The organism is Streptomyces lavendulae subsp. lavendulae, from assembly GCF_002803845.1.
Taxonomy (GTDB): domain Bacteria; phylum Actinomycetota; class Actinomycetes; order Streptomycetales; family Streptomycetaceae; genus Streptomyces; species Streptomyces lavendulae.
Genome location: NZ_CP024985.1, coordinates 7,796,787 through 7,819,193, shown reverse-complemented (window position 1 = coordinate 7,819,193; position 22,407 = coordinate 7,796,787). Strand labels below are relative to the sequence as shown.

Here is a 22,407-nt window from a genome sequence, read left to right as displayed (position 1 = left end):
CGCGGGGCGGCCTTGCCGCCTCAGGGCAGCTCAGGGCAGCGGAACGCCCCGTGCGGCGGTCCAGAGGGCGTACCACTCCTCGTGCGTGAGGTCGGGTGCGCGCAGGGCGGCGTCGCGGCACGCGCGGATGCGGTCGGGGCGGGCGGTACCGATGACCGGGGCGATGCCGGCGGGGTGCCGCGTCAGCCACCACAGCAGGACCGACTCCGGGGTGGTGTCCTTGCGGCGGGCGAGGTCGGCGAGGAGCTCGGCCGTGGCGTGTTCGGCGGGGGTCCGCTGGCCGCCGGTGAAACGCCCCCGCGCCAGGGCGCCCCAGGCCTGGAGCCGGATGCCGTGCTCCCGGCAGTGCTCCAGCGTGCCGAACGGGAAACCGTGCGCGGCCCCCTCGGGGGTGTTGAGCAGCACCCCGGCCTCGACCCAGGCGCGGCTGTGCAGGCTCATCTCCAGCTGGTTGGCGACCAGCGGGACGTCGAGGCGGGCCTGGAGGGCGGCGATCTGCGGGGCACCCGTGTTGGAGACCCCGAAGGCGTGGACGAGACCCTGCCGGTGGAGGGACGTCAGGGCGGAGGCGATGTCGTCCGGGTCCGCCAGCGGGTCGGGGCGGTGCAGCAGCAGGACGTCGACGGAGTCGGTCCGCAACCGGGTCAGGCTCTCCTCCACCCGGCGGACGATGCTCGCGCCGCGCAGGTCGTAGAGGCCGGGGCGGTCCCCGTCCGGGAGCCGGATGCCGCACTTGGTCTGCAGGACGATCCGCTCGCGCAGGCCCGGGTTCCGGGCGAGGACCTCGCCGAAGACCGCCTCCGCCTTGCCGTGGCGGTAGATGTCGGCGTGGTCGAAGACGGTGATCCCGATGTCCAGGGCCGCGTGGACGGCGGCCTCGGCGACGTCGACGTCCCCGGGGGCGTACGGCAGGGGATCCCAGCTCCCGCCCAGTCCCATGCACCCGTACAGCACCCGGCCGCCCTGCCCCGCACCCGCCACGTTCGTGATCGTCACGGGCCCAGGGTAGGGGCCGTCGGCCCCTAGTCCGCGGGTTTGCGGGGCGTGAGGTGGGCCACCACCTCCGCCAGGTCCTCGCACACCTCCTCGATCTTCATCCGGACGTTGTTCTGCTCGGTGACCAGGGCGGCCAGCAGGAGCCCGGTCAGGGCCGCCGCCCCGTTGAGGGCCTGGAGGTTGACCATGATCTCCAGCAGGGTGTGCCCGGCGAACGGGCCGACGCGGTTCGTGGCCGCCGAGATCGCGAGGACCGACACGAGCAGGGCGCACGGCGCGCTCCCGGCGAGCTGGAAGCGTACGGCCGCCCAGATCAGCAGCGGGAAGACGAGGAAGAGCAGGGACAGGGTGCTCCTCGTGACCAGGATCGTGCCCGCTGCGGTGGCGACCGCCAGGGCCACGGCCTCCAGCATCCGGTACGGGTCCCGCGGCAGCCGGGGCCGGCGCAGGGCCAGCAGCAGGGGGGTCACCAGCAGCACCCCCATCGTGTCCCCGGTCCACCAGGCGGACCAGACGGCCCAGAAGTTCGACGCCGGCAGGTTCCCGGTGAGCAGCAGCGTCCCGCAGCCGGTACCGGCACTGATCAGCATGGGGAGGAGACCGCCCAGGAAGACCAGGGCGGTCCCGTCCCGCAGCCGGTCCAGCTCGGGGCGGAAGCCCACCAGGCGCAGCAGCGCGTAGGCGCACAGCGGGGCGAGGACGTTGCCCGCGACGATCCCGACGTCGGCCGCACTGAAGGAGCTGAGGTTCTCGATCGTCAGGTACGTGCCCACCGCGATCCCCGGCCAGATCCGCGGGCCGAACCACAGGAGGGCGGCGAGGGCGATGCCGGTGGGCGGCCACAGCGGCGTGACGACCGAACCCTCGACGACCACCTGGCAGAGCAGGCCGAGCCGGGCGGACGCGTAGTAGACCGCGGCGACGGCGAGGATCCGCGACAGCGCCAGGGCCGGACCCCGCCATTCCACGGTGCGCATCACAGCATCAGACAACAGTCCGGGCCCGCGGGCCCGGCGTGACACGCGGGCCCGGGCAGTCGGGCGCGCGGCGGCGGGCGCCGCGCCCGGTCAGCCGAGGTCGTAGCCGATGGCCAGCACGGCGGCGTCGTCGGCGTGCCCGGTGGAGTCGGCCACCTTCAGCACCTGCGCGGCGAGCTCGTCGGGGTCGCCGCCCGCGGCGTCCCTGACCAGCCGCAGCACGCGCGCCAGCCCCTCCTCGATCGGGAACGCGGGCCCTTCCACCACCCCGTCCGTGAGCAGGACGATGGACCCCGCGCCCGTCAGGGTGCGCCGGGTGACCGCGTAGCGCGCTCCGGGCAGCGTGCCCAGCGGCGGGCCCCCGGCGTCCTCGGCGATGCCGTACCGGCCCTCGGCGGTGGCCCAGACGGCCGGTACGTGGCCCGCGCGGGCGCCCGCGATCTCGCCGGTGGCCGGGTCGACGCGCAGCAGGGTGCAGGTCGCGAAGAGTTCGCTGTCCATCGCGAGCAGGACCTCGTTGACCCGGTCCAGGACCTCTCCGGGGTCGGCGATGACGGAGGCCAGGGCGCGCAGGGCGACCCTGACCTGGCCCATGAAGGCGGTGGCCGCGACGTCGTGGCCCTGGACGTCGCCTATGGAGAAGGCGACGGCGTCCTCCCCCACGAGGAACCCGTCGTACCAGTCGCCGCCGATCTCCAGGCCGCGCCGGGCGGGCGTGTACCGGGCCGCCGCGCGCAGTCCGGGCAGGGCGGGCAGGGTGGCGGGCAGCAGCTCGCGCTGGAGGGCCTCGGCCAGCTCCACGCGGGCCTGGTGCAGCTCGGCCCCCTCCCGCGCCTGGGCGGTGAGCTGCCCCAGCATGCTCAGCAGGTCGGCGCTGTCCGGCCGAGGGGGGCGGCGCCGGGTCACGGACCGCTCCGGAGTACGTCCATGTGCCTCTGCTTCCGCCTTCGCTTCCGCTGCGCGGGATCCTGCCCATCATATTTCCGCTCGCCGCGGTCCGCGCAGGCGGCGGGCCGGTGGGGAGCGGGTGCGTACGACGTCCTCCCTGGTCGGAGCGGGTTTCCGGGCGGCGCGGAGCGGGCGCGTGCGACGGGGCGGGCCGGAGCGGAGCGTCGTGCCCGGCGCCGGCGCCCCGGGGCCCCCGCCGAGCCGCGGGTACCGGGCCGGGGTGCCGCGGCATCCCGTACGCCCGTCCCCCGCGGGTGGCGCGGCGGCTCCTCGGGCTCCGGCCCCGCCGGCCCGTCGCGCCGCCGTCATGTCCGGGGAAGTTTGCCCCCGGCGCTGCCCTTTCGGGCAGCCCGCGCCAAATCGCCGCACCGAAGGCCCCTTTGACGTGGCGTGACGGGCCCCGGCTGAGGCGTCGAGGACGCCGTGCCGCGCGGGACGGTGCCGGACCCCCGGTGACGTTCCGTAGGATCTTGACCAACCCGGCCGTCAACTGCGCTGTCCAGCAGCCCAGTCGACGGCCGTGGGGTACCCCGACCAGTACCCGACCGATCGAGGATCAACGTGCACCTCCCCATGAACCGACGTCTGGCCGTCAGCGCCGCCCTCCTGGCCGTCGTGGCCGGTGTGGCGCCGGCCACCGCCGCCCAGGCCGCTCCGGCCGTTTCCGCCGAGGCGGCGCAGAACGCCGGGTCCGGCCTGCCGGCGCCCGATCTGGAGGCCCTGCAGGCCGCGTTGCAGAACACCCTGGCCGCGGGGGCGCCGGGGGCGATGGCCCGGATCAGTGGTGTCGACGGGGTCCAGACCAAAACCGCGGGCGTCCGCGACAAGGTCAGCGGCGCGGCCATGGACACCGACGCCCGCTTCCGGATCGGCAGCGTCACCAAGACCTTCTCGTCCGTCGTCCTGCTGCAGCTGGTGGCGGAGAAGAAGATCGAGCTGGACCAGCCGGTCAACCACTACCTGCCGGGGCTGCTGCCGGACGACCGGATCACGGTCCGTCACCTGATGACCCACCGCAGCGGGCTGTCCGACTACACCAACGCCATGTTCAACAACACCGTGCCCGGCTTCGAGGCCGTGCGCAACAAGGTGTTCGGCTACCAGGAGCTGGTGCAGCTCTCGCTGAACGAGCCCCGCACGGGGGAGCCGGGCGCCGCGTACAGCTACTCGAACACCAATTTCGTCGTCGTCGGCATGCTCATCGAGAAGGCCACCGGGAACCCGGTCGTCAAGGAGTACGACCGCCGCATCATCAAGCCCCTGAAGCTCCGCAACACCTCCTACGTGCACCCGGACACGAAGATCAAGGGCCTGCACGCCAACGGCTACCTGCACCCGGACGAGGCCGGCGCGCCGCTGGTCGACTCCACCGAGCAGACGGTGTCCTGGGCCCAGTCCGCCGGGGCGATGATCTCCAGCGCGGCCGACCTCAACACCTTCACCTCGGCCCTGGTGACGGGCAGGCTGCTCCCGCCGCAGCTGCTGGACCAGATGCTCACCATGACCCCGACCGACGCGACCAACACGCGTTTCTACGGGCTGGGCCTGCGCCGGTACGACCTGTCGTGCGGCACCTCGGTCTACGGCCACACGGGCACCGTGCAGGGCTTCTACACGTACGCCTTCTCCACCCGTGACGGCAAGCGCAGCCTGGCCGCGATGGCGAACACCTCGAACCGGGGTTCCGCGAACACCGCCCTCGGCGGCACCCTCGAAGCGGCCTTCTGCGGCAAGAAGCCGGTGAAGGCGAACGCGCGCGGCTTCGCGGCCACCTCCCCGGCCACCACCCCGGCCCCGGCCCCGGCCGAGGTGGACCTGCCGGAGCGCCACGCCCGCTGATCCGCGAGCGCCCCGTACCACCGTGCCGCCCGTGCCGTCCCCCTTCCGGCCCGGGCGGCACGGGTGTACCCGCACCCGGTGGTGTGGTGCCGGTGCACCCGGCCGCGGGACTGGCAGGATGACGGCATGGAACGTGTGCCTGGAATCGGCGGCCACTTCATGCGCGCCGCCGACCCGGTGGCTCTCGGCGCCTGGTACCGCGACTGCCTGGGGCTGGACGCCGACGAGAACGGCCTGTGGGGTGTCGGGCGGTTCGGCCGGGTCCGCCGACCCCGAGGGCAACCGGATCGAGCTGTGGCAGCCCGCCTGACCGGGCGGAGGAGGCCGTATGCTCCGGCGGTGAACAGCCGTCACCACCAGGGGACCATGCGATGACCATCCACCGGCCGGGCCTGCCCGGGGACCTTCCTCCCGCCGAGTTGCTGTGGGCGCACTGGGCCCTGGTCGCCGTGCTGGAGGCGAACACCGAAGCCGAGGGCCTCGGCGTCCACCGCACCGGCCACTGGGTCGACGCGGCCGGCCTCCACCTCGACGACGGCGGTTGCACCCGCTGGACCCTGGCCCCCCTCGGCGGCGGACGGTACGCGCTGTACGGCGAGGACGAGTCGAGCGCCGTCAAGTGGCACGAGCCGGCCGTCGACATGCTCGCGGGCGGGCCGGACTGGCTGCCGTACGAGACCCTGCGCGGCCTGCTCCGGGGCTGGGAGCTGGGCTGCGTCTACTGGTACGAGAACGGCGCCTGGGCCCGCGCCCCCTACCCGCAGAGCCTGAGCGACGACGGCCTGGACTGCGGCATGAGCCGCTTCGCGGTGCGCGAGGAGGTACTGGGCCTGCTCGACGGGGCCGGCGAGGACTGTGTCTGCGACCGCGCCCTGCCGTCGGCGGACCGGCCCGTCGCCGCCGACCTGCTGGACGCCGCGGTGAGGTACCGGCTCACGGCGCCGATGCTGGAGGCCCTCACCGCCGACTGCGGCTGCGGTGGCCGCGACCTGCCGGCGATGCACCGCGCGCTACGGCTGTCGAGGCTTTCGGAAGGTGCCCCCGTGTCGGCCCGGTGAGCGGCAGGAGGGATTCCCGGCGCCACCCCGCCGACGGGACCGGCGACTACGCTGATCACCTGTTCGAGCAGCTGGGGGGAAGCATGATCGACGTCGACGGGTACCTGGCCGTGCTGGGAGTGGGCAGGCCCGCGGCCCCGACCGCCGAGGCCCTGTGGGCACTGCACCGGGCCCAGGTCGAGCGGGTCTCCTACGAGAACCTCGACATCCAGCTCGGGCGGCCGACGGGCATCGGCGCGCAGGAATCCGTGGCCCGGATCGTGGGCGGGCGCGGCGGCTACTGCTTCCACCTCAACGGGGCCTTCGGCGCGCTGCTGGACGCCCTCGGCTACGACGTCACCCTGCACCGGGCCGGGGTGCAGAACGGCCCCGGGGACCCCGCGGGCGCGACCGGGAACCACCTCGCGCTCACCGTGCGGATCGACGGCGGGCACTGGCTGGTCGACACCGGGCTCGGCGACGGCCTGTACGAGCCGCTGCCGCTGCGCGAAGGCACGTACACGCAGGGGCCGTTCACCTACGGGATGGCCCCGTCGACGGCGGTGCCCGGCGGCTGGCGGTTCACCCACGACCCGCGCGGCGCGTTCACCGGGATGGATTTCGCGCCCGAGCCCGTGGAGCTGTCCTCCTTCGCCGCGGAGCACGTCCGGCTGTCCACCTCTCCCGACTCCGGGTTCGTCCGGGTCCTCACCACGCACCGCCGCGACGCCAAGGGCGTGGACGTGCTGCGCGGCTGCGTGCTGCGCCGGATCGACGCCGGGGGCACGCAGGAGCGGACCATCGACTCGGCCGAGGACTGGTACGGCGTACTGGCCGGCGTGTTCCGGCTGGACCTGACCGGCGTCGACGCCCCGGCGCGGGCACAGCTGTGGCACCGCGTGCACACCGCGCACCGGGAGTGGGAGGCGGCACGGCGGCGGTGAAGGGCGGCGGGCGCGGTCAGAGGGTGATCCAGTACCGCCGCTTCGGACCGACGAGGGTCTCGCGCACGTCCTCCAGGACGCCGCCGCCGCGCTCGATGGTGCGTACGGAGGCTTCGTTCCCTGGGTCGCAGGTCAGCAGGACCCGGTCCATCCCGAGGACGCGCGCCTCGTGCAGGACCTCGCCCAGTGCCCAGCCCGCGACCCCGCGCCCCCGGGCGGAGGGGCGGACGCTGTAGCCGATGTGGCCCGCGGCGTCGAGGAGGAAGCCGTTGAGGTAGTGGCGCAGGTCGATGGCGCCGAGGTAGGTGTCGCCGTCGGCGATCCACCAGTGCGTCGCGTGGACGCGGCCCTGCTCGACGGGGGTCGTGCGGTCCGCGTAGCCGTGCAGCCGCCGCGTCCAGGCGGCGAAGCCCTCGGGGCTGTCCACGTCATCCTCGTAGCCGGGGCCGGCGCCGTCCATGTGGGCGTCCGGGCCCCACTCCTCCTGGGCGCGGAGCCAGGAGGTCCGCAGGCGGGTGGTGGGGGCGATCAGCTCGGGCATGCCCTGGACGGTAACAGTCGGATGATCCGACCGTTCAATCCGTCCGCGGGATCAGTGTCCCGGACCGTAGGCGGCCCACCGGGTGAGGGCGAACCCCTCGCCCTCCGCGCGGACCTCCACGGCCCCCGGCCCGCCGAAGTGCGCGGGTACCACCAGCTCGCGTTCGTCGGCGGCGCGGGCGAGGATCCGGCGGCGGGTGGCGGCCGCCTGCGCCGGGTCCATGCAGAAGCAGCTGTTGTGGGAGGGGTCGAGGATCTGGACCGGGCTGTGCAGGAGGTCGCCGACGAAGACGGCCCGCTCGCCGCCGGAGTCCAGGCGCAGTACCGAGGAGCCGGGGGTGTGGCCGGGGGCGGCTTCGAGGGTGAGGTGCTCGTCGAGGCGGTGGGAGCCCTCCCAGAGGACGGCCTGGCCGGACCGGTGGACGGGCGCGACGCTGTCCTCGTAGATCAGCCGGTCGTCCTCGCGGACGCCCTTGCCGTAGCCGCCCCGCGGGCCGAAGTGGAAGTCGTCGGCGGCCGGCAGCAGGTACCGGGCGTTGGGGAAGGTGGGCACCCACTCCCCCGCCCCGTCCCGGGTGTTCCAGCCGACGTGGTCACCGTGGATGTGGGTGTTGACGACGACGTCGACCTCCTCGGGGCGGACCCCGGCACGGTCGAGGGCGCCGAGGAAGTCGCCCTGCCAGTGGTGGAAGCGCGGCGAGCCGGGCCGCTCGCGGCCGTTGCCCACCCCGGTGTCGATCAGCACCGTGCGGCCGCCGCTGCGCAGGACCCAGCTCTGCAGGACCACCACGGCGAGGTCCTCTTCCGGGTGCCAGTGGTCGGGCGCCAGCCAGTCCTCGTTCTCCTTCCACGTCCGCTCCTCGGACGTGGGCACGAGGGCGCTCGGGGACACGAAGGGCCCCTGCCACTCGACGACCCGGATGACCTCGACGTCGCCGAACACCATGCTCTGCTTGTTCTCGTTCTCCATGGACCCGACTCTATGGAGGGCGAGTTGAGTGGCTCAATGCCCCCTCGGCTCATGCGGATACGCATGCGTCTCACGTCTTGACGGCGGTGGGTAGTCTGGACGGATGGACGTGGTGAGCGACGCTATCTCGGCCGTGCGCATCGGGCGGCCCACCTCCGACCGGGTGCGGATCAGCGGCAGGTGGTGCGCGCGCTTCGCACCGTACGAGGGGGCCGGGTTCCACGTGGTGCTCCAGGGCGGCTGCTGGCTGCTGCCCGACGGCGGCGCTCCGGTCGCCCTCGCCGCGGGTGACGCGGTGCTGCTGCCGCACGGCGCGGGGCACGTGATCGCCGACGGGCCGGCCGACGCGGAGGCCGTGGCGCGGGCGGTGCCGTTCGAGGAGGCCGTGGCGCGCAGGCGCGAGCGGGAGATGGACCTGGGATCCGGAGCCGGGAAGGGGCCGGGGCCGGGGCCGGGGCCGGTGGAGATGCTGTGCGGCAAGCACCGGCTCGACCGGAGCCGGACGCATCCGCTGATGGCCGAACTCCCCCAGGTCGTCCACCTGCCGAACCGGGTCGGCGCCCACCCCGAACTGCGGTCCGCCATCGACCTTCTGGGGCGGGAGATGGACGAGCGGCGGCCCGGCGCGTGCATCGCGGTGCCCAGCCTGCTCGATCTGCTCCTCGTCTACATGATCCGTTCCTGGGTGGTCGCCGAGGGCACACCGGGGACCTGGCCGGCGGTCCTGGGCGACCCGGTCGCCTCCGCCGCGCTGCGGGCGCTGCACTCGGACCCGGCCGCCGCGTGGACCACCGAGCGGCTGGCCGCCGAGGCGGGGGTGTCGCGCCCCACCCTGGCCAGGCGGTTCACCTCCCTGGTCGGCCGGCCGCCGATGGCCTACCTCACCTGGTGGCGGCTGAACCTCGCCGCGACCCTGCTCAGGGACTCCGACGACCCCCTGGCCACCGTCGCGCGCCGGGTCGGCTACGCCACCCCGTACGCCCTCTCGCACGCCTTCAACCGCGAGTTCGGGACCACCCCCGGCCGCTACCGCACCCTGGCGGGCACGCCCTGAGTACGGGCCGCCGCCCCGCGGGTGGTGGCAGTGGGCGCCACAGCGGGGGGCGGGAGTATGGGGGCGGGGCACATCGGAAAGGGGCGCCAGGGGCTCTAGCGTGCGGTGCATGACAAGCGGATTCACCACCGCACTCGGTGGAACGGCGGGCGGGGGCACGGGAGTCGACCTCACGGGGCGCGTGGCGATGGTCACCGGCGGGGGCGGGGGCATCGGGCGGGCCTGTGCGGTGGCGCTGGCCGCCGCCGGGGCCCTGGTCCACGTCGTGGACGTCGACGCGCGGGCCGCCGCGGCCGTGGCGGAGCAGGTCGGGGGGCGGGCCCACGCGGCCGATCTGGCCGACCCCGCCGCCGTCGAGGGGCTGCCGGCCGAGGTCGACGTCCTCGTCAACAACGCGGGGCTCCAGCACGTGTCGCCCATCGAGGAGTTCCCTCCGGAGCGGTTCGAGACGCTCCAGCGGGTGATGGTCACCGCCCCGTTCCTGCTGCTGCGCCGGAGCCTGCCGCACATGTACGGGCGCGGCTGGGGGCGGGTGGTCAACATCTCCAGCGTCCACGGGCTGCGGGCCAGCCCCTTCAAGTCCGGTTACGTGACCGCCAAGCACGCCCTGGAGGGCCTCAGCAAGGTCACCGCCCTGGAAGGGGCCGCACACGGCGTGACCAGCAACTGCGTGAACCCGGGGTACGTGCGCACGCCGCTGGTGGAGCGGCAGATCGCCGCGCAGGCCGAGGCGCACGGCATCCCGCCGGAGCGGGTCGTCGGGGAGGTGCTGCTGCGCGGGTCCGCGATCAAGCGGCTGATCGAACCGGAGGAGGTGGCGTCGGTCGCCGTGTGGCTCTGCGGCCCGCACACCGCGCACGTCACCGGCGCGTCCTTCCCCATGGACGGCGGCTGGACGGCCGCCTGAGACGGGGCCCGGTCGCGACCACGGAGGCCGGCGCCGGGTCCGGCGCCGGCCTCCGCGACGGCGTCAGCGGACCCAGCCGCCGGTCAGCGCCTGGACGGCGGACCCGTCCTGGTCGGCGAGCTTCGGGGCCACGAACGCACGGGCCCAGTCCGAGGTCTGCACCCGGAACGGGGGCCGGTCGGCGGTCAGGGCGTCCACGATCGGGCGGGCGGCCTCGGCCGGGGTCTGCGCCGCCTCGAAGGACTGCATGGTGCGCGCGACGTAGGCCTGGAGGGCGTCGCCGTACGGGCCGGCCGCCGCCACCATCGCCGGTACGTCCACGCCGATGCTGGCCACGAACTCGCTGGCCACCGCGCCCGGCTCGACGACGGTGACGTCGACGCCGACGGTGGCGGCGACCGGGGCGAGGGACTCCATGAAGCCCTCGACGGCGAACTTGGCGGCGCAGTAGGCCTCGTTGAAGGGCTGGCCGACGATGCCGCCGACGCTGCTGACCGTGATCACGCGGCCCCGGGATGCGCGCAGGTGCGGCATGGCGGCGCGGGTGACCTGGACGACGCCGAAGAAGTTGACCTCCATCGCGGCGCGGACGTCCTCGACCGTGCCCTGCTCGATGGTGCCGACCTGGCCGGCGCCCGCGTTGTTGACGACCGCGTCGAGACGGCCGTGGCGCGCGAGCACCTCCTCCAGGCAGGCGTCGATGGACGCGGCGTCGACCACGTCCAGGCGCATCACGTCGACGAGGCCCTCGACCCCCGCCTTGGCGGCCGCGGCGCGCAGCGGTCCGGCCTTGGCGGTGTCGCGCATGGTGGCGACGACCTGCCATCCGGCCTCGGCGGCGGCCACCGCGGCGGCCAGGCCGATGCCGGAGGAGGTGCCGGTGACGAGGACGGTACGGGGGGTGTGCGGCGTGGTCATCGGGTACTCCGGGGGGTGGGACGGGGACGGCGCCGAGTGACGGGCCGGTGCGCACAGGTTTATGTGCGTGCACACACACCATAGACATATGTGCGCGCACACGCAAACAGGTAGGCTCGGTGTCATGGCTCGCAACGACCTCACCCTGGGTGAACTGACCCTTCGCGATCATGCCTTCTACGGTCTGATCTGGGCGGGCACCACGCTCTCGGCCCGCATCGACCAGGCCCTGACCCGGGCCCACGAGCTGCCGCTCTCCTGGTTCGAGGTGATGCTCTGGCTGAGCGGGCAGCGCGAACCGGTCGCCGCCTCCGACCTGGGCGCCAAGACGCTCCTCAGCCGCAGCCAGGTCTCCCGGGTGGTCGACCAGCTCCAGGCGCGGGGCCTGGTGGAGCGCCTCCCCTCCCCCACCGACGCCCGTTCCGTCTGCGTCGCCCTCACCCCCGCCGGGCGCACGGCCTTCACGGAGGCCGACGCCACCCGCCGCGAGGCGCTGCGCGAGGTCTTCGACGAGCGGCTCGACGACGAGGACATCCGGGCCCTGGAGACCGTCTGGGCCAAGCTCAAGGCCAAGTGAGCGGCGGCCCGGTGCGCCGGGCGCCGCAGGCCCTCACCCGTCGAGGCCGTCCTCGCGCACCCGGCGTGCCAGGTCCGTCTTGGTGTACGCCGGCCGGCCCGCGCGCCGGTACTTCTCCTTGACCTGGTCCAGGTAGTACTTCGCGGTGTTCGGGCTGATCCGGGCCCGCCGGGCGGTCGCCTTCAGCGTCAGCCCGGAGGCGTAGTCCAGGAGCACCTGCCGCTCCCGGGGCGCCAGCCGCGGCCGGTCCGGGCAGGCGTCGTGGGCCCAGGCGAAGGCCAGCTCCGGCGAGTGCGCCGTGCCGCCCTCGGCCACCGTCTCGACGGCCGCGACCAGACTGTCCAGGTCGTGGTCCTTGGTCAGGTAGCCGTCCGCGCCCGCCGCCACGGCCGCCACGATCCGGGCCCGGTCGGCCACCGTGCTGATCACCAGGACCCGGCTGCCCGCCGCGCGCAGCCTGCGGACGTTGTCCTCGGGTGCGGAGGCGTCCCGCAGCACCAGGTCGAGGAGGACCACGTCGGCGCCGTGACCCGGCCCGTCGAGCAGCGCGTCCACGGTCGTCACCGCGGCCAGCAGCCGCAGCCGGGCCACTCCGGCCAGCCAGGACCGCAGTCCGTCCAGCAGCATCCGGTCGTCGTCCACGACCGCGACCGTGATCATGCCGGCCAGCGCAGCTCGACCCGGGTGCCCTCGCCGGGAGCGCTCTCCACCCCGGCGGCCCCGCCGATCGCCGCCATCCGGGCGTGCACCGAGCGGCGCAGCCCCGTCCCGCCGCTCCCGTCGGCCGCGGCCGGGTCGAACCCGGCGCCCCGGTCCACCACCGTGACCGTGAGGGCCCCGTCCCCGCCGCCCGCGGCGGTGAGGAAGGCCTCCCCCGTCCCGGCGTGGGTCCGTACGTTGTTCAGCGCCTCGCAGACGGCCGCCTCCAGGGCGCCGGCCACCTCGCGGGGCACGACGGGCAGCGCGTGGTACTGGGCGGCGACCCTCAGCCCCAGGCACTCCGCGGAGCGTACGGCCGCCTCCAGCGCGGCGCCGACGGCCGTGGCCGCCGCCCCGGGGGCCGGGACGCCGGGGCGCTGCGGCGCGCCGTCCTCCTGCTGGACGAGCCGCCGCAGGTACGCCGCCTCCCGCGCGCACCGCTCGCGCACCGGCGCCGCGTTGGCGTCGACGCGGCCGGCGGCGATGGTGGTCAGGGTGGCCAGGACCGTGTCGTGCAGGGCCGCGTGGTGGGCCATCCGCTCGGCCTGGCGGGCCCGGGCGGCCTCGGCGGTCACCGCCTGGCTCTGGGCGGCGTCCAGCAGGGCGCCCTGGCGCCGCAGGTACCACCAGAACACCCACGCCATCACCGTGGAGGAGAGCACCGCGTTGAGGTGGCCCACCAGTTCGGCCGAGCGCGAGCCGGCCACCACCACGTGGACCGCGAGGGAGGTGGCGAGCAGCAGCACGGCCGACGCGGCGGCGCCCCGGATCCCGAGGCCCACGGCGGCGGCCGAGCTCGCGGACCCGCCCAGCAGCATCAGCCAGCCGTTCTGGTACACCGCCGGACCGCCGAGGGCCCACCAGGCGGCCCAGGGCAGGGCGCACCCCGTCACCAGGACGTCGCACCACACCCAGCGGCGGCCGAACCAACCGCCCGCGCGGGCCGTGCCGTAGAGCGTGAGGCTCACCGCGACGGCCGTGGCCAAGATCCCCCAGGCGGCGGGCGCGCCGGGGGTGTGCCGGGCGACGGACACCACGCCCACGGTCAGGTGGCTGGCCCGGTAGAGCCCGGTGGCCAAGATCATGAACTGCTGGGCGCGCTGCAGCCCCGAGCCCCCACTCACCACAGCCTCCGCAGTGAACACACCCCCCTGAAAGGGTGGGTACCGGGTATTCAGTGGATCTCGCTAGGTTCTTCGCGTCAAGGCAGTCGTGAGACAGGAGGAACCGCGTGGCTCGAAAGTTGGGTCGGCTCGGCAGGCACGGTGTGGTGGCTGCGCTGATGGGACTCTTCGCCCTGCTCGTACCGACTTCGGCGCACGCCGCCGAGAACCCCGGCATCCGCTACACGACGAGCTTCCGCAACGCGGCCGTCTACGAACTGCGCGCCGCGGTCAGCTGGAAGTGCCTCGACCTCCGCGGCGGCGGGGCTCCGCAGGTGGGGCAGGTCGTCCAGACCTTCGACTGCAAGACCGGGCTGCACCAGCGCTTCCACTTCCAGAGCCTGGGCAACGGGAACTTCACCATCGGCGCCTTCGGCACCTACTGTCTGGGCCCGCAGGGCGGCACTCCCGCGCCCGGAGCCCCGATCGTGCTGACCAACGGCTGGGGCTGCTCGACCTTCACCTGGAACTACCGGGGCACTCCGGAGTACCCGAACCGCTGGGAGATCGTCGAGGCGAGCACCGGTCAGTGCATCCGTGACACCGGCCGCCGTTCGCAGGCCGTGCTGGGTGCCTGCGGCAGCACCACGACCCCGTGGCCCGAGGTGTGGGCCCCGCTGTTCGACCAGTACTGGAACTACGACCAGATCGGCTGAGACCGGCACGCGCACCGCACCGGCCGGGCCCGACGGGGGCCCAACAGAGCATGGCACGGCGCTCGGTGCGCACACCGCACGGCATCGCACGGCATCACCTCGCACAGCAGCACGGCACGGCACGCAGGCGGCACGGCGGACTTCAGGACCCGCCGTGCCGCACCCGTGCGCGGGCCGGCGGGTCCCGCGGGGCCCGACTTGACTCTCTTGTGCGGATTCTGAAGAGTCTGCGCATGAACGACAACCTGCTCGCCCTGCCCGTCCTCGAACAGCTCGCCCCGTCGGTCACCCGCCGCCGGATCGGCGAGATCCCGCTCCTGGTCGTCGACCACCCGCGCGTCCGCGGCGCGGTCAGCGTCCAGGGGGCCCAGCTGCTCTCCTGGCAGCCCGCGGGATCCGCACCGGGACTGTGGCTGGGCGAGCGAAACACCTGGGTGGCGGGGACCCCGGTCCGGGGCGGTGTCCCGCTGTGCTGGCCGTGGTTCGGCACCGTCGCCAAGCCCTCGCACGGTTTCGCCCGCACCCTCGACTGGGACCTCGTGTCGCACGACACGACCGAGGACGGGGTCGTGCTGGTGTTCCGGCTGGAGTCCTCGGACGTCACGCGCGCCCTGTGGCCGCACGAGTTCACGCTGACCACCCGGATCACGCTCGGCGAGACCTGCGGCATCGAGGTCGAGGCGAGCGGCGAGCACCGGAGCACGGCCGCCCTCCACACCTACCTGCAGATCGGCGCCCTGGGCGAGGCCGAGGTCTCGGGACTCGGCAAGCACTACCACGACAACCTCCTGGCGACGGACGGGTCCGACGCCGGCGGCGCGGTGACCCCGGCGGACCACATCGAACGGGTCTACCCCGAGCCGGACGAGGTCTCCGTCGTCACGGACCGGGCCCTCGGCCGGGCCGTCGAGATCGCGCACCACGGGGCGAGCGACGTCATCGTGTGGAACCCCGGCCCCGAACTGGCCGCGGGCATGGCCGACCTGACGGACGAGGACCACCTCCACTTCCTGTGCGTGGAGACGGGCCGCGTCAGCACCCCGCTGGAGGCCGCGCCCGGCCGCCCCGCCCGCCTGGGCCTCACCCTGCGCCTCCTCCCGGCCTGACGCCGGAAGGGCGGGGCAGCTGCGGGATCGTCGCGATCCCGACGAAGCGGCCGTGCGGTCAGGGCTGTCGCCGGGGCCGGTCCTCGACGGCGTGGGCGGCGGCCATCCGGGCGAGGTCGGCGGTGAGGGAGTCGAGCCAGGCCGTGGCGGTGTAGAACAGCGGGGGTGCGTCGCGGGTGGCGTCCGAGGGGTCCGGACCGCCGGGCTGGGCGTCCTCCGCGGTGTCAGCCCGCGTCTCGCCGGGCCCGCTCCGGCGGCGGCCCTTCGGTACGTCGAAGCGGGCGGCGGCCATCACGAAGCCGTCCGCCACCCAGGCCCCGTACGACCTGACGCGGCTGCCGGCGGAGCGGTCCGGGGCCGGTTCCGGCTCCGCGGCGGTGTCCAGGACCCGGCGGGCTCCCCAGAGCACGTGGTGGCCGGCCATGAGGGCGCTGTGCCAGTCGGGGCCGGGGCCGGCCGGATGCTGGGCCTCGCCCTGGAACTGGGCGTACGCCGTCTCGGCGAGGAGCAGCGCGTGCCGGACCTCGGCGTCGTCGCAGGCGGCCGGTGGTGTTCCCGTTCCTGCCGTGACGGCGCGCGTGGTGGCGGCGACCTGCGCGGCGGCGCCCCTGAGCAGCCGGGCGACGGAGCGGCCGAGTTCGTCGTGGGCGCCCTTCGGCCAGGCGAGCAGTCCGCACAGCATGCCAATGACGCTGCCGATGAGCACGTCGAGGAAGCGGACCTCGGCGAGCTGCCAGGTGGCGACGGACAGCTGGGCGAAGACGAGGGAGACGACCAGGGTGAACATCGCCTGCATCCAGCCCACGCCCCGCACCGGGCCGACGCAGAACGCGATCAGCATCAGCGGCGGCAGCAGGACCGCGCACGGCAGGGCGGCGCCGGCCGCGAGGGCGAGGACGACTCCGGCGGCGAGGGCGCCCACGAAGGTCCCGGTGAGGGCCTGGCGCACGGTGGCCCGGGTCTGGACGGCTGTGGTGCGGGTCAGCGACAGCACGGCGAGCATCGCCCAGAAGCCGTGGGGAAGGGTGTCCAGTCCGGCCACGGTGCGGGCGACGGCGAGCGCGAGGCTGATGCGTACGGCGTTCTGGAAGTGGACGGACCGGGGTTCGGCGTGTCCCGCGAGGCGGATCCACCAGAGCCGCAGCGGGTGCACGCGGGCGTACCAGAAGCGGCCCTCGGCGGTGTCGGGTGCGGCCGCGCGCCCGCGGACGGAGAGATCGGCCACCTGGCCCAGGACCAGGGCGGCGTCCGCGATCTCCACCAGTGCCGCGTGGCGCCTGCGGTCGACGGGGGTGGCGGGCTGGAGGAGGGCGGCGCGTTCCCGGGCCGTGTGCAGGGCGCGGGCGGCCGTCCCGGCCTCCGCGGTGGCGGTCGCGGTCGCGGGATCCCCCGCGAGGACGACGGCCGTCTCCCGGTCGGCCGCCGCGACCGAGCCCAGCAGTGCCAGTCCCGCGGGATCGGGCGGGATGCCGGGGCCGGGGGCCGGCAGGGCGCGCAGCCGGGCCAGGAGGGTGCGTGCGGCCAGGCCGGTGTGTGCCAGCGCGCGCTCGCGCAGGCTGGGCCCGGCGGGGCGCTCGGCTTCCGGGACCCGGGACGGCCGTACGGCTTCGCCGGCGGCCACGGCCTGGCGGGTGACGTCGGCGGGCAGGCCGTAGGGCGGCTCGCGCAGGGCGGCGGCGCACCGGGCGGCACTGCGGGCGGCGGCGGCGACCCGTTCCGCGTAGGAGGGTGGGCGGGCGTCGGGGAGGACGAACGCCTCGGCGAGGACGGTCAGCGCCAGGCCCACGACGGTGCCGGTCAGCCGGTCACCGAGGGTGTCCGGGGCGTACGGGGGGAAGCAGGGCAGGATGTACAGCAGCTGCAGTCCGGGGGACGCCCCGGCAGGGCGGGGGCCGGCGGCCGCGACGAAGGCCAGGCAGAAGCCGATGACCAGGGTGCCCGCGACGGCGGTCCAGGTGCGGACGGCGAGGTAGGTGCCCACCGTCACCAGCACACAGGCGACGGGCAGGAGCTTCAGCATCACGGCGGCCCGCTGGCGGCCGGTGCCCGGGATCCGGGAGAGGGCGGCGAGGGAGACCGCGGAGAACAGGGCGTAGGTGGCGCTGACCGGGCCGTCCAGGACGTAGAGGAACACGTAGAAGCCGGTGCAGGCGGCCAGGGTGACGCGGACGGCCCGGCGCGCGGCGGCGGCCGTCGGGTCGGTGCCGGTCCGCAGCCGTTCGAGGGCCCGGGCCGGGCGCCCCGTGCGGCGGGCTGCCGTGCGCGGTGCGGCGCCGGTGGCGCCCCCGCCGTCGTGTGTCTGCGTACCCATCGCGACTCCGCCCGCCCCGCCTTGCCCGGTCCCGGTCCCCGTTTCAGGGTCCCACCGCGGGGCCGGGACGGCAGCCCCGGACGGGGCCCGCCCGGTCTCCCCCGTGCGGGGGCGGCCGGGCGGGCCCGTCGGGTGCGGGCGGGGCTCAGCTCACCCGGAGGGTGACGTCGTCCACGACGTAGGAGGTCTGGAGCGACTGGTCCTCCGTCCCGAGGAACTGGAGGGTGACGGTCTGCCCGGCGAACCGGGAGAGGTCGTACGACTTCTCCGCGTAGCCGGTGTTGGCGTCGACGTTGGAGAGGGTCTCCAGGGTCTGGCCGCCGACCGACACGGTGAAGCGGTCGTAGACCACGTTCTCGGTCTCGTCGGTGTCGATGTGCAGGAAGAAGGAGAGCCGGTACGAGGAGCAGCCGGCCGGGATCGTCAGGGACTGGGCGGCGCTGTCGCTGTGGGAGGAGCCCCAGCCGTTCAGCCACGCCATGTGGCTGCCGGAGTGCGCGACCTCTCCGGCCTGGTTGGTGATGACGCCCGTGGTGGCGTTCCAGGGGCTGCTGCCGTTCTCGAACCCGCCGTTGGCCACGACCTGGGCCGGGGTGCAGGTGCCGCCCCCGCCGCTGACGGTCAGGGTGTAGGTGGTGGTGTGGGTGGTGGTGCCGGTTCCGGTGACGGTGAGGGTGTAGGTGCCGGGGACGGTGTTCGCGGCGACCTGCACGGTCAGGGTGGAGGAGTTGCCGGACTGCACCGAGGACGGGCTGAGGGTGGCGCTCACCCCGGCCGGGGCGCCGGAGACGGTCAGGGCGACGGTCTGGGCCGCGCCGCTGACGGTGGTGGTGCCCACGGTGGTGGTGGCGGAGCCGCCGGGGGCCGCGCTGCCGGCGGCCGGGCTGGTGGCGAGGGAGAAGTCCTGTGCGGGGCTCTGGCCGCCGACGGCCTGCTTCCACACGGTGTAGGCGACGCCGTCGGCGCTGCGGTCGAGGACGGTGGCGCTGATGTTGTTGGTGGTGTCGCAGGCGCTGTGGTAGCAGGAGTCGTAGGCGGCGTTCGCGGTGCCGCCCCACTTGGTGGCCTGCGCGGCGGTCTTGCGGGCGCTGGCGCCGGCCGCGTAGCCGGAGGTGGGGATGCCGGCCTGCTGGAAGGAGTAGTCGTCGCTGCGGCCCTGGCCCTCGGTGTTCTCCTCGGGGGCGAGGCCGAGGGAGCTCCAGTAGGCCTTCAGCGGGGCGGCGGCGGTGGAGTTGACGTTGTTGATGAAGTAGCCGCCGTTGGGCGAGCCGACCATGTCGAAGTTGTAGTAGCCCTTGATGGCGGCGCGTTGGGCGCTCCCGAGCTGGTTGACGTAGAACTTGGAGCCGTTGAGGCCCTGTTCCTCGTCCGTCCACCAGGCGAAGCGGACGTGCTTGGTCATCGCCGGGTTCTTCTGGGCGAGGACGAGGGCGTTCTCCAGCAGGGTCGCCGAGCCCGAGCCGTTGTCGTTGATGCCGGGGCCGGCGGAGACGCTGTCGAGGTGGGCGCCGAACATGACGGTCTGGTCGTCGGGGCCGCCGGGCCAGTCGGCGACGAGGTTGTTGGAGGGGTAGGTGCACGAGGTGCAGCTCTGCTCGGTGACGGTGTAGCCGGCGGCCGTCAGCTTGCCCTTGATGTAGGCCAGGGACTGGGCGTGGCCGCCGCTGCCGGCACGCCGGTTGCCGCCGTTCTGGGAGGCGATGGTGTTGAACTGCGTCAGGTGCGCCTGCACGGCGGCGACGTCGATGTTCGGCGGGTCGGTGCCGGGGGTGGTGCCGCCGACGTTGAGTACGTAGTCGACGGTGTGGGCGGTGGTGCCGGCGCCCTGGCCCTTGACGACGACGGTGGAGGAGCCGGGTGCGGCGTTGGCGGTGGCGGTCAGGGTCAGCACGGAGGACTGGCCCGACTGCACGGTCGCCGGGTTGAAGGAGGCGCTCACCCCGGCCGGGAGGCCGCTCGCGCCGAGGGTGACCTGCTGGGCGCCGCCGGTGGTGGTGGCGGTGTTGACCCGGGTGGTGACGGAGGCGCCCTGCTGGACGGTGCCGGAGGCCGGGTCCAGGGTCAGGGTGAAGTCGCCGTTCTGGCCGCTCGGGGTGCAGGTGGGGTCACCGGCCTGGGCGGGGACGCTGATGGCGTCCCAGGCCGCCTTGGTCCTGGTGAACAGGTCGCAGGTGGTGTCGAGGGACTTGGCCGAACTGAGCGTGGCCGTCCGGTACTTCTTGTAGGACATGCTGCTGGTCTTGAGCAGCATGCCGCCGTAGAAGATCTTGCCGGCGTTCTGGATGCCGACGCCGGTGAGGGTGCTCTGGTTGCAGGTGCTGCTGCCCGGCTTGCCGCCGCCGGGGTTGGTGCCCTCGGCCAGCAGGTAGAACCAGTGGTTGAGCGGGCCGGCGGCGGCGTGCACCTCGGTCCCCGGTATCGCGGAGCTGTAGCAGGCCGGGTCGTTGTTGACGGCCGGCGGGTCGTACATGTTGCGGATCGGTCCCCGGCCCTGGAGGTTGATGACCTCGCCGACGGTGTAGTCGGGGGTGTCGTACGGGGACGGTTCGTTGGCGTACGCCTCGGTCAGCGCGCCGAAGATGTCGCCGGTGCCCTCGCCGAGTCCGGCCTCCTGGCCGCTGGTGCCACCGGGAGTGTTGCTGTCGATGGCGTGCCCGTACTCGTGGGCCACCACGTCCACGCCGGCGATCCACTCGTTGGCGCTGTTGTGGCCGATGGTGACCGAACTGCCGTCCCAGTAGGCGTTGAGGTCGCCGAGGCCCACCTTGCCGGGGAAGCTGCGGCCGTTGCCGCTGACGCCGTTGCGGCCCAGCCACTGGCCGAGCATGTCCCACTGCTTCTGTGCGGCGAACATCAGGTCCACGCAGCCGGTTTCCTTGCTGGTGGGGTTGCCGGTGCCCCAGGCGTCGGAGGACTTGGAGAAGACGCTGCCGGAGCTGTAGTCCGCGCAGCTGAGCCCGGTGCGGTTGGGGTCGCGCAGGGTGTACGTGCCGCCCGAGGCGGTGGTGTCGATGGTGACCGGGCCGGGGCCGTTCCACTTGCTGTTGCCGGTTCCGGCGACGACGTCGTCGTAGGAGTCGACGACGGATCCGGTGCGGGCGTCCACGAAGACGTGGAGCCGGCTGGGGGCGGTCCGGGTGCGGCCGGTCAGGACGGTCTCCCAGGCCAGGACCGGCTTGTCGTCCTTGAGGCGGACCACGAGGCGGCTGCTGTCGGTCCTGTCGACCGTGGCGAGCCGGCCGCGGGACGTGGACTCGGCGTCCTTCGCCGTGACCGTGGGGCCGGTCGCGACGTCGATGCGGACGGAGGAGGCGGACTGCAGGGCGCGGATCGCGCCCGCACCGTCGGCGAGGACGACGGCGTCGCCGCCGACGACCGGCAGTCCGCGGTAGCTGCGCTCGTAGGCGACCGAGTAGAGGTCCTTCAGCCAGGGCGTGACCAGGCGCCGTTCGTAGCGTTCCTGGGAGGAGTTGACCAGGGTGTCCAGGCCGCTGGCGACGGCCCGGTCGGCCGCGGCGACGGCGCGCGCGGCGGGGGTTTCCCGGTCGGCCGGTCCGGTCCGGTCCCGCTGGGCGGCCGAGGCCGTCCCGGTGAGGGCTCCGGCGAGGCTCGCGGTCAGCGCCATCGCCGCCACGCTCGCCGTCCATCTGGTGGGGTGCAACGTCCACTCCGTTCGTGGGGGGTGAGCTCTCGTTCGCCGCCGAGTATGGATGTGGACATGACGAGATTGGGACATCCCGGACGGCATAAGGTCCGGGTTATGGTGCGGCGCCGTGGCCCTGCGTAACCTGCCGTAATGCAGCTGGAGTTGAGGCATCTGCAAGCCGTTTGCCGGATCGCGGAGGCGGGCAGCCTGGGCGCCGCGGCGCGTCGGCTCGGGGTGTCCCAGCCCGCGCTCTCGGCGCAGCTGCGCCGCATCGAGGCGGTCACCGGCGGGGAGCTGTTCGTACGCGGCAGGAACGGCGTGGAGCCCACCGCCCTCGGCCAGTTCGTGCTGACCAAGGCGCGCCGGGTGCTCAGCGAGATGGACGCGCTGGGCGCGGAGGCGCGCGCGCTGGCCCCCGGCGCGCCCCTGCGGCTGGGCTGCATCCTGCTGGTCCTGCTCGACGGGCTCCTCGCCCAGACGGACCTGGCCATGTCCGGGCGGGAGATCACCGTGGACCTGGAGGACTCGGTGACGGCCCTGACCCGGATGCTGGGCGCCGGGCGCTACGACGCGATCGTGTACGGGGAGGTCAACGAGCACGAGGTGCCGCTCCCCGAGGGGGCCCTGGCCCGCACCCTGATCGCGAAGGAGCCGTTCTGCATCCGGCTGTCGGCGCAGCACCCCCTGGCGGGCCTGGAGCACATCGACCTGACGGACCTGGCCGACGAGCCGTGGATGACGCTGGTGGAGGACGACGACGGGGGCCCGGAGGCCCTGGTGGCCGCCTGCGCCAAGGCCGGGTTCAGCCCGCTGCTGCGCTACCGGATCACCGACCGGAAGCTGCACTACGACCTGATCGCCGCGGGCCGGGCCGTGTCCCTGAGCCAGCCGACGGCTCCGGCGGCCGCGGGGACGGTGCTGCGCCCGCTCGCCGGGGACCCCGTCACCGGCCGGATCCGCCTCGCCTGGAACCGGGCCGCGCTCTCGGCCCGGCAGGCGGAACTCCTCTACCACGCGGCGGCCCGTTCCTACGTGGCCGACGTCGGCAACAACGCCTTCCACCAGGCCTGGTGGGACGCCCACCCGGAGGTCCATCCGGCACTCGACTGACCTCCGGCC

Annotated in this window: 19 protein-coding genes and 1 pseudogene; 10 read left to right on the top strand and 10 right to left on the bottom strand. The window is 74.2% G+C overall.

What is annotated here, in order from left to right:
- Positions 1–30: 30 nt before the first annotated feature.
- The 3 genes from SLAV_RS35000 to SLAV_RS34990 form a co-directional block, all read right to left on the bottom strand.
- Positions 31–996 (bottom strand): aldo/keto reductase, encoded by a 966-nt coding sequence (locus SLAV_RS35000; RefSeq protein ID WP_234333607.1) that lies wholly within the window; start codon positions 994–996, stop codon positions 31–33.
- 26 nt (positions 997–1,022) lie between these two features.
- Complete coding sequence (locus tag SLAV_RS34995) at positions 1,023–1,976, bottom strand: MASE1 domain-containing protein (RefSeq protein ID WP_030230056.1); 954 nt, start codon at positions 1,974–1,976, stop codon at positions 1,023–1,025.
- A gap of 87 nt (positions 1,977–2,063) precedes the next feature.
- The gene (locus SLAV_RS34990) at positions 2,064–2,879 is read right to left on the bottom strand and encodes a PP2C family protein-serine/threonine phosphatase (RefSeq protein ID WP_030230055.1); all 816 of its coding nucleotides are present in this window, start codon (positions 2,877–2,879) and stop codon (positions 2,064–2,066) included.
- A 615-nt stretch (positions 2,880–3,494) separates the two neighbouring features.
- Here SLAV_RS34990 and SLAV_RS34985 point away from each other — a divergent pair.
- From SLAV_RS34985 to SLAV_RS34970, 4 genes and pseudogenes are all read left to right on the top strand, one after another.
- On the top strand, positions 3,495–4,760 hold the full coding sequence (locus SLAV_RS34985; RefSeq protein WP_037687355.1) for a serine hydrolase domain-containing protein: 1,266 nt from the start codon (positions 3,495–3,497) through the stop codon (positions 4,758–4,760).
- A gap of 126 nt (positions 4,761–4,886) precedes the next feature.
- A pseudogene (locus SLAV_RS43420) lies at positions 4,887–5,070 on the top strand (VOC family protein).
- A 61-nt stretch (positions 5,071–5,131) separates the two neighbouring features.
- Complete coding sequence (locus SLAV_RS34975) at positions 5,132–5,818, top strand: hypothetical protein (RefSeq protein WP_030230053.1); 687 nt, start codon at positions 5,132–5,134, stop codon at positions 5,816–5,818.
- Between the two features lie 83 nt (positions 5,819–5,901).
- On the top strand, positions 5,902–6,741 hold the full coding sequence (locus tag SLAV_RS34970; RefSeq protein ID WP_030230052.1) for an arylamine N-acetyltransferase family protein: 840 nt from the start codon (positions 5,902–5,904) through the stop codon (positions 6,739–6,741).
- Positions 6,742–6,757: 16 nt separating this feature from the next.
- Here SLAV_RS34970 and SLAV_RS34965 read toward each other — a convergent pair whose 3' ends face one another.
- A complete protein-coding gene (locus SLAV_RS34965) occupies positions 6,758–7,282 on the bottom strand; it encodes a GNAT family N-acetyltransferase (RefSeq protein WP_030230051.1) in 525 nt (174 codons plus the stop codon).
- Between the two features lie 51 nt (positions 7,283–7,333).
- Positions 7,334–8,251, bottom strand: a complete 918-nt coding sequence (locus tag SLAV_RS34960; RefSeq protein WP_030230050.1) for an MBL fold metallo-hydrolase — start codon at positions 8,249–8,251, stop codon at positions 7,334–7,336.
- A 103-nt stretch (positions 8,252–8,354) separates the two neighbouring features.
- On the opposite strand from SLAV_RS34960, the gene SLAV_RS34955 reads away from it, so the two are divergent.
- Together SLAV_RS34955 and SLAV_RS34950 are read left to right on the top strand one after the other, a co-directional pair.
- The gene (locus SLAV_RS34955) at positions 8,355–9,305 is read left to right on the top strand and encodes an AraC family transcriptional regulator (protein WP_030230049.1); all 951 of its coding nucleotides are present in this window, start codon (positions 8,355–8,357) and stop codon (positions 9,303–9,305) included.
- 109 nt (positions 9,306–9,414) lie between these two features.
- Positions 9,415–10,212 carry a 3-hydroxybutyrate dehydrogenase gene (locus SLAV_RS34950; protein ID WP_030230048.1) on the top strand — a complete coding sequence of 266 codons (798 nt, stop codon included), beginning with the start codon at positions 9,415–9,417 and terminating at the stop codon, positions 10,210–10,212.
- A gap of 63 nt (positions 10,213–10,275) precedes the next feature.
- Here SLAV_RS34950 and SLAV_RS34945 read toward each other — a convergent pair whose 3' ends face one another.
- The gene (locus SLAV_RS34945; protein WP_030230047.1) at positions 10,276–11,130 is read right to left on the bottom strand and encodes an SDR family oxidoreductase; all 855 of its coding nucleotides are present in this window, start codon (positions 11,128–11,130) and stop codon (positions 10,276–10,278) included.
- A 124-nt stretch (positions 11,131–11,254) separates the two neighbouring features.
- On the opposite strand from SLAV_RS34945, the gene SLAV_RS34940 reads away from it, so the two are divergent.
- A complete protein-coding gene (locus tag SLAV_RS34940; RefSeq protein WP_030230046.1) occupies positions 11,255–11,707 on the top strand; it encodes a MarR family winged helix-turn-helix transcriptional regulator in 453 nt (150 codons plus the stop codon).
- A gap of 33 nt (positions 11,708–11,740) precedes the next feature.
- On the opposite strand, the gene SLAV_RS34935 is transcribed toward SLAV_RS34940, so the two are convergent.
- Both SLAV_RS34935 and SLAV_RS34930 read right to left on the bottom strand, forming a co-directional pair.
- Positions 11,741–12,367 (bottom strand): response regulator transcription factor, encoded by a 627-nt coding sequence (locus SLAV_RS34935; RefSeq protein ID WP_037687350.1) that lies wholly within the window; start codon positions 12,365–12,367, stop codon positions 11,741–11,743.
- Positions 12,364–13,530, bottom strand: a complete 1,167-nt coding sequence (locus tag SLAV_RS34930; RefSeq protein WP_051840951.1) for a sensor histidine kinase — start codon at positions 13,528–13,530, stop codon at positions 12,364–12,366. The genes SLAV_RS34935 and SLAV_RS34930 overlap by 4 nt, the downstream gene beginning before the upstream one ends.
- A 107-nt stretch (positions 13,531–13,637) precedes the next feature.
- Between SLAV_RS34930 and SLAV_RS34925 the strand changes: the two genes are divergently transcribed.
- Together SLAV_RS34925 and SLAV_RS34920 are read left to right on the top strand one after the other, a co-directional pair.
- Positions 13,638–14,225 (top strand): RICIN domain-containing protein, encoded by a 588-nt coding sequence (locus tag SLAV_RS34925; RefSeq protein ID WP_158740668.1) that lies wholly within the window; start codon positions 13,638–13,640, stop codon positions 14,223–14,225.
- Positions 14,226–14,458: 233 nt separating this feature from the next.
- Positions 14,459–15,331, top strand: coding sequence for a D-hexose-6-phosphate mutarotase (locus SLAV_RS34920; RefSeq protein ID WP_030230042.1), 873 nt, complete (start codon positions 14,459–14,461; stop codon positions 15,329–15,331).
- Positions 15,332–15,389: 58 nt separating this feature from the next.
- On the opposite strand, the gene SLAV_RS34915 is transcribed toward SLAV_RS34920, so the two are convergent.
- Both SLAV_RS34915 and SLAV_RS34910 read right to left on the bottom strand, forming a co-directional pair.
- A complete protein-coding gene (locus SLAV_RS34915) occupies positions 15,390–17,642 on the bottom strand; it encodes an FUSC family protein (RefSeq protein WP_078950337.1) in 2,253 nt (750 codons plus the stop codon).
- Between the two features lie 145 nt (positions 17,643–17,787).
- Complete coding sequence (locus SLAV_RS34910; RefSeq protein ID WP_030230040.1) at positions 17,788–21,267, bottom strand: M28 family peptidase; 3,480 nt, start codon at positions 21,265–21,267, stop codon at positions 17,788–17,790.
- 171 nt (positions 21,268–21,438) lie between these two features.
- Here SLAV_RS34910 and SLAV_RS34905 point away from each other — a divergent pair, with 171 nt between their 5' ends.
- Complete coding sequence (locus SLAV_RS34905; protein ID WP_030230039.1) at positions 21,439–22,398, top strand: LysR family transcriptional regulator; 960 nt, start codon at positions 21,439–21,441, stop codon at positions 22,396–22,398.
- Positions 22,399–22,407: the final 9 nt, after the last annotated feature.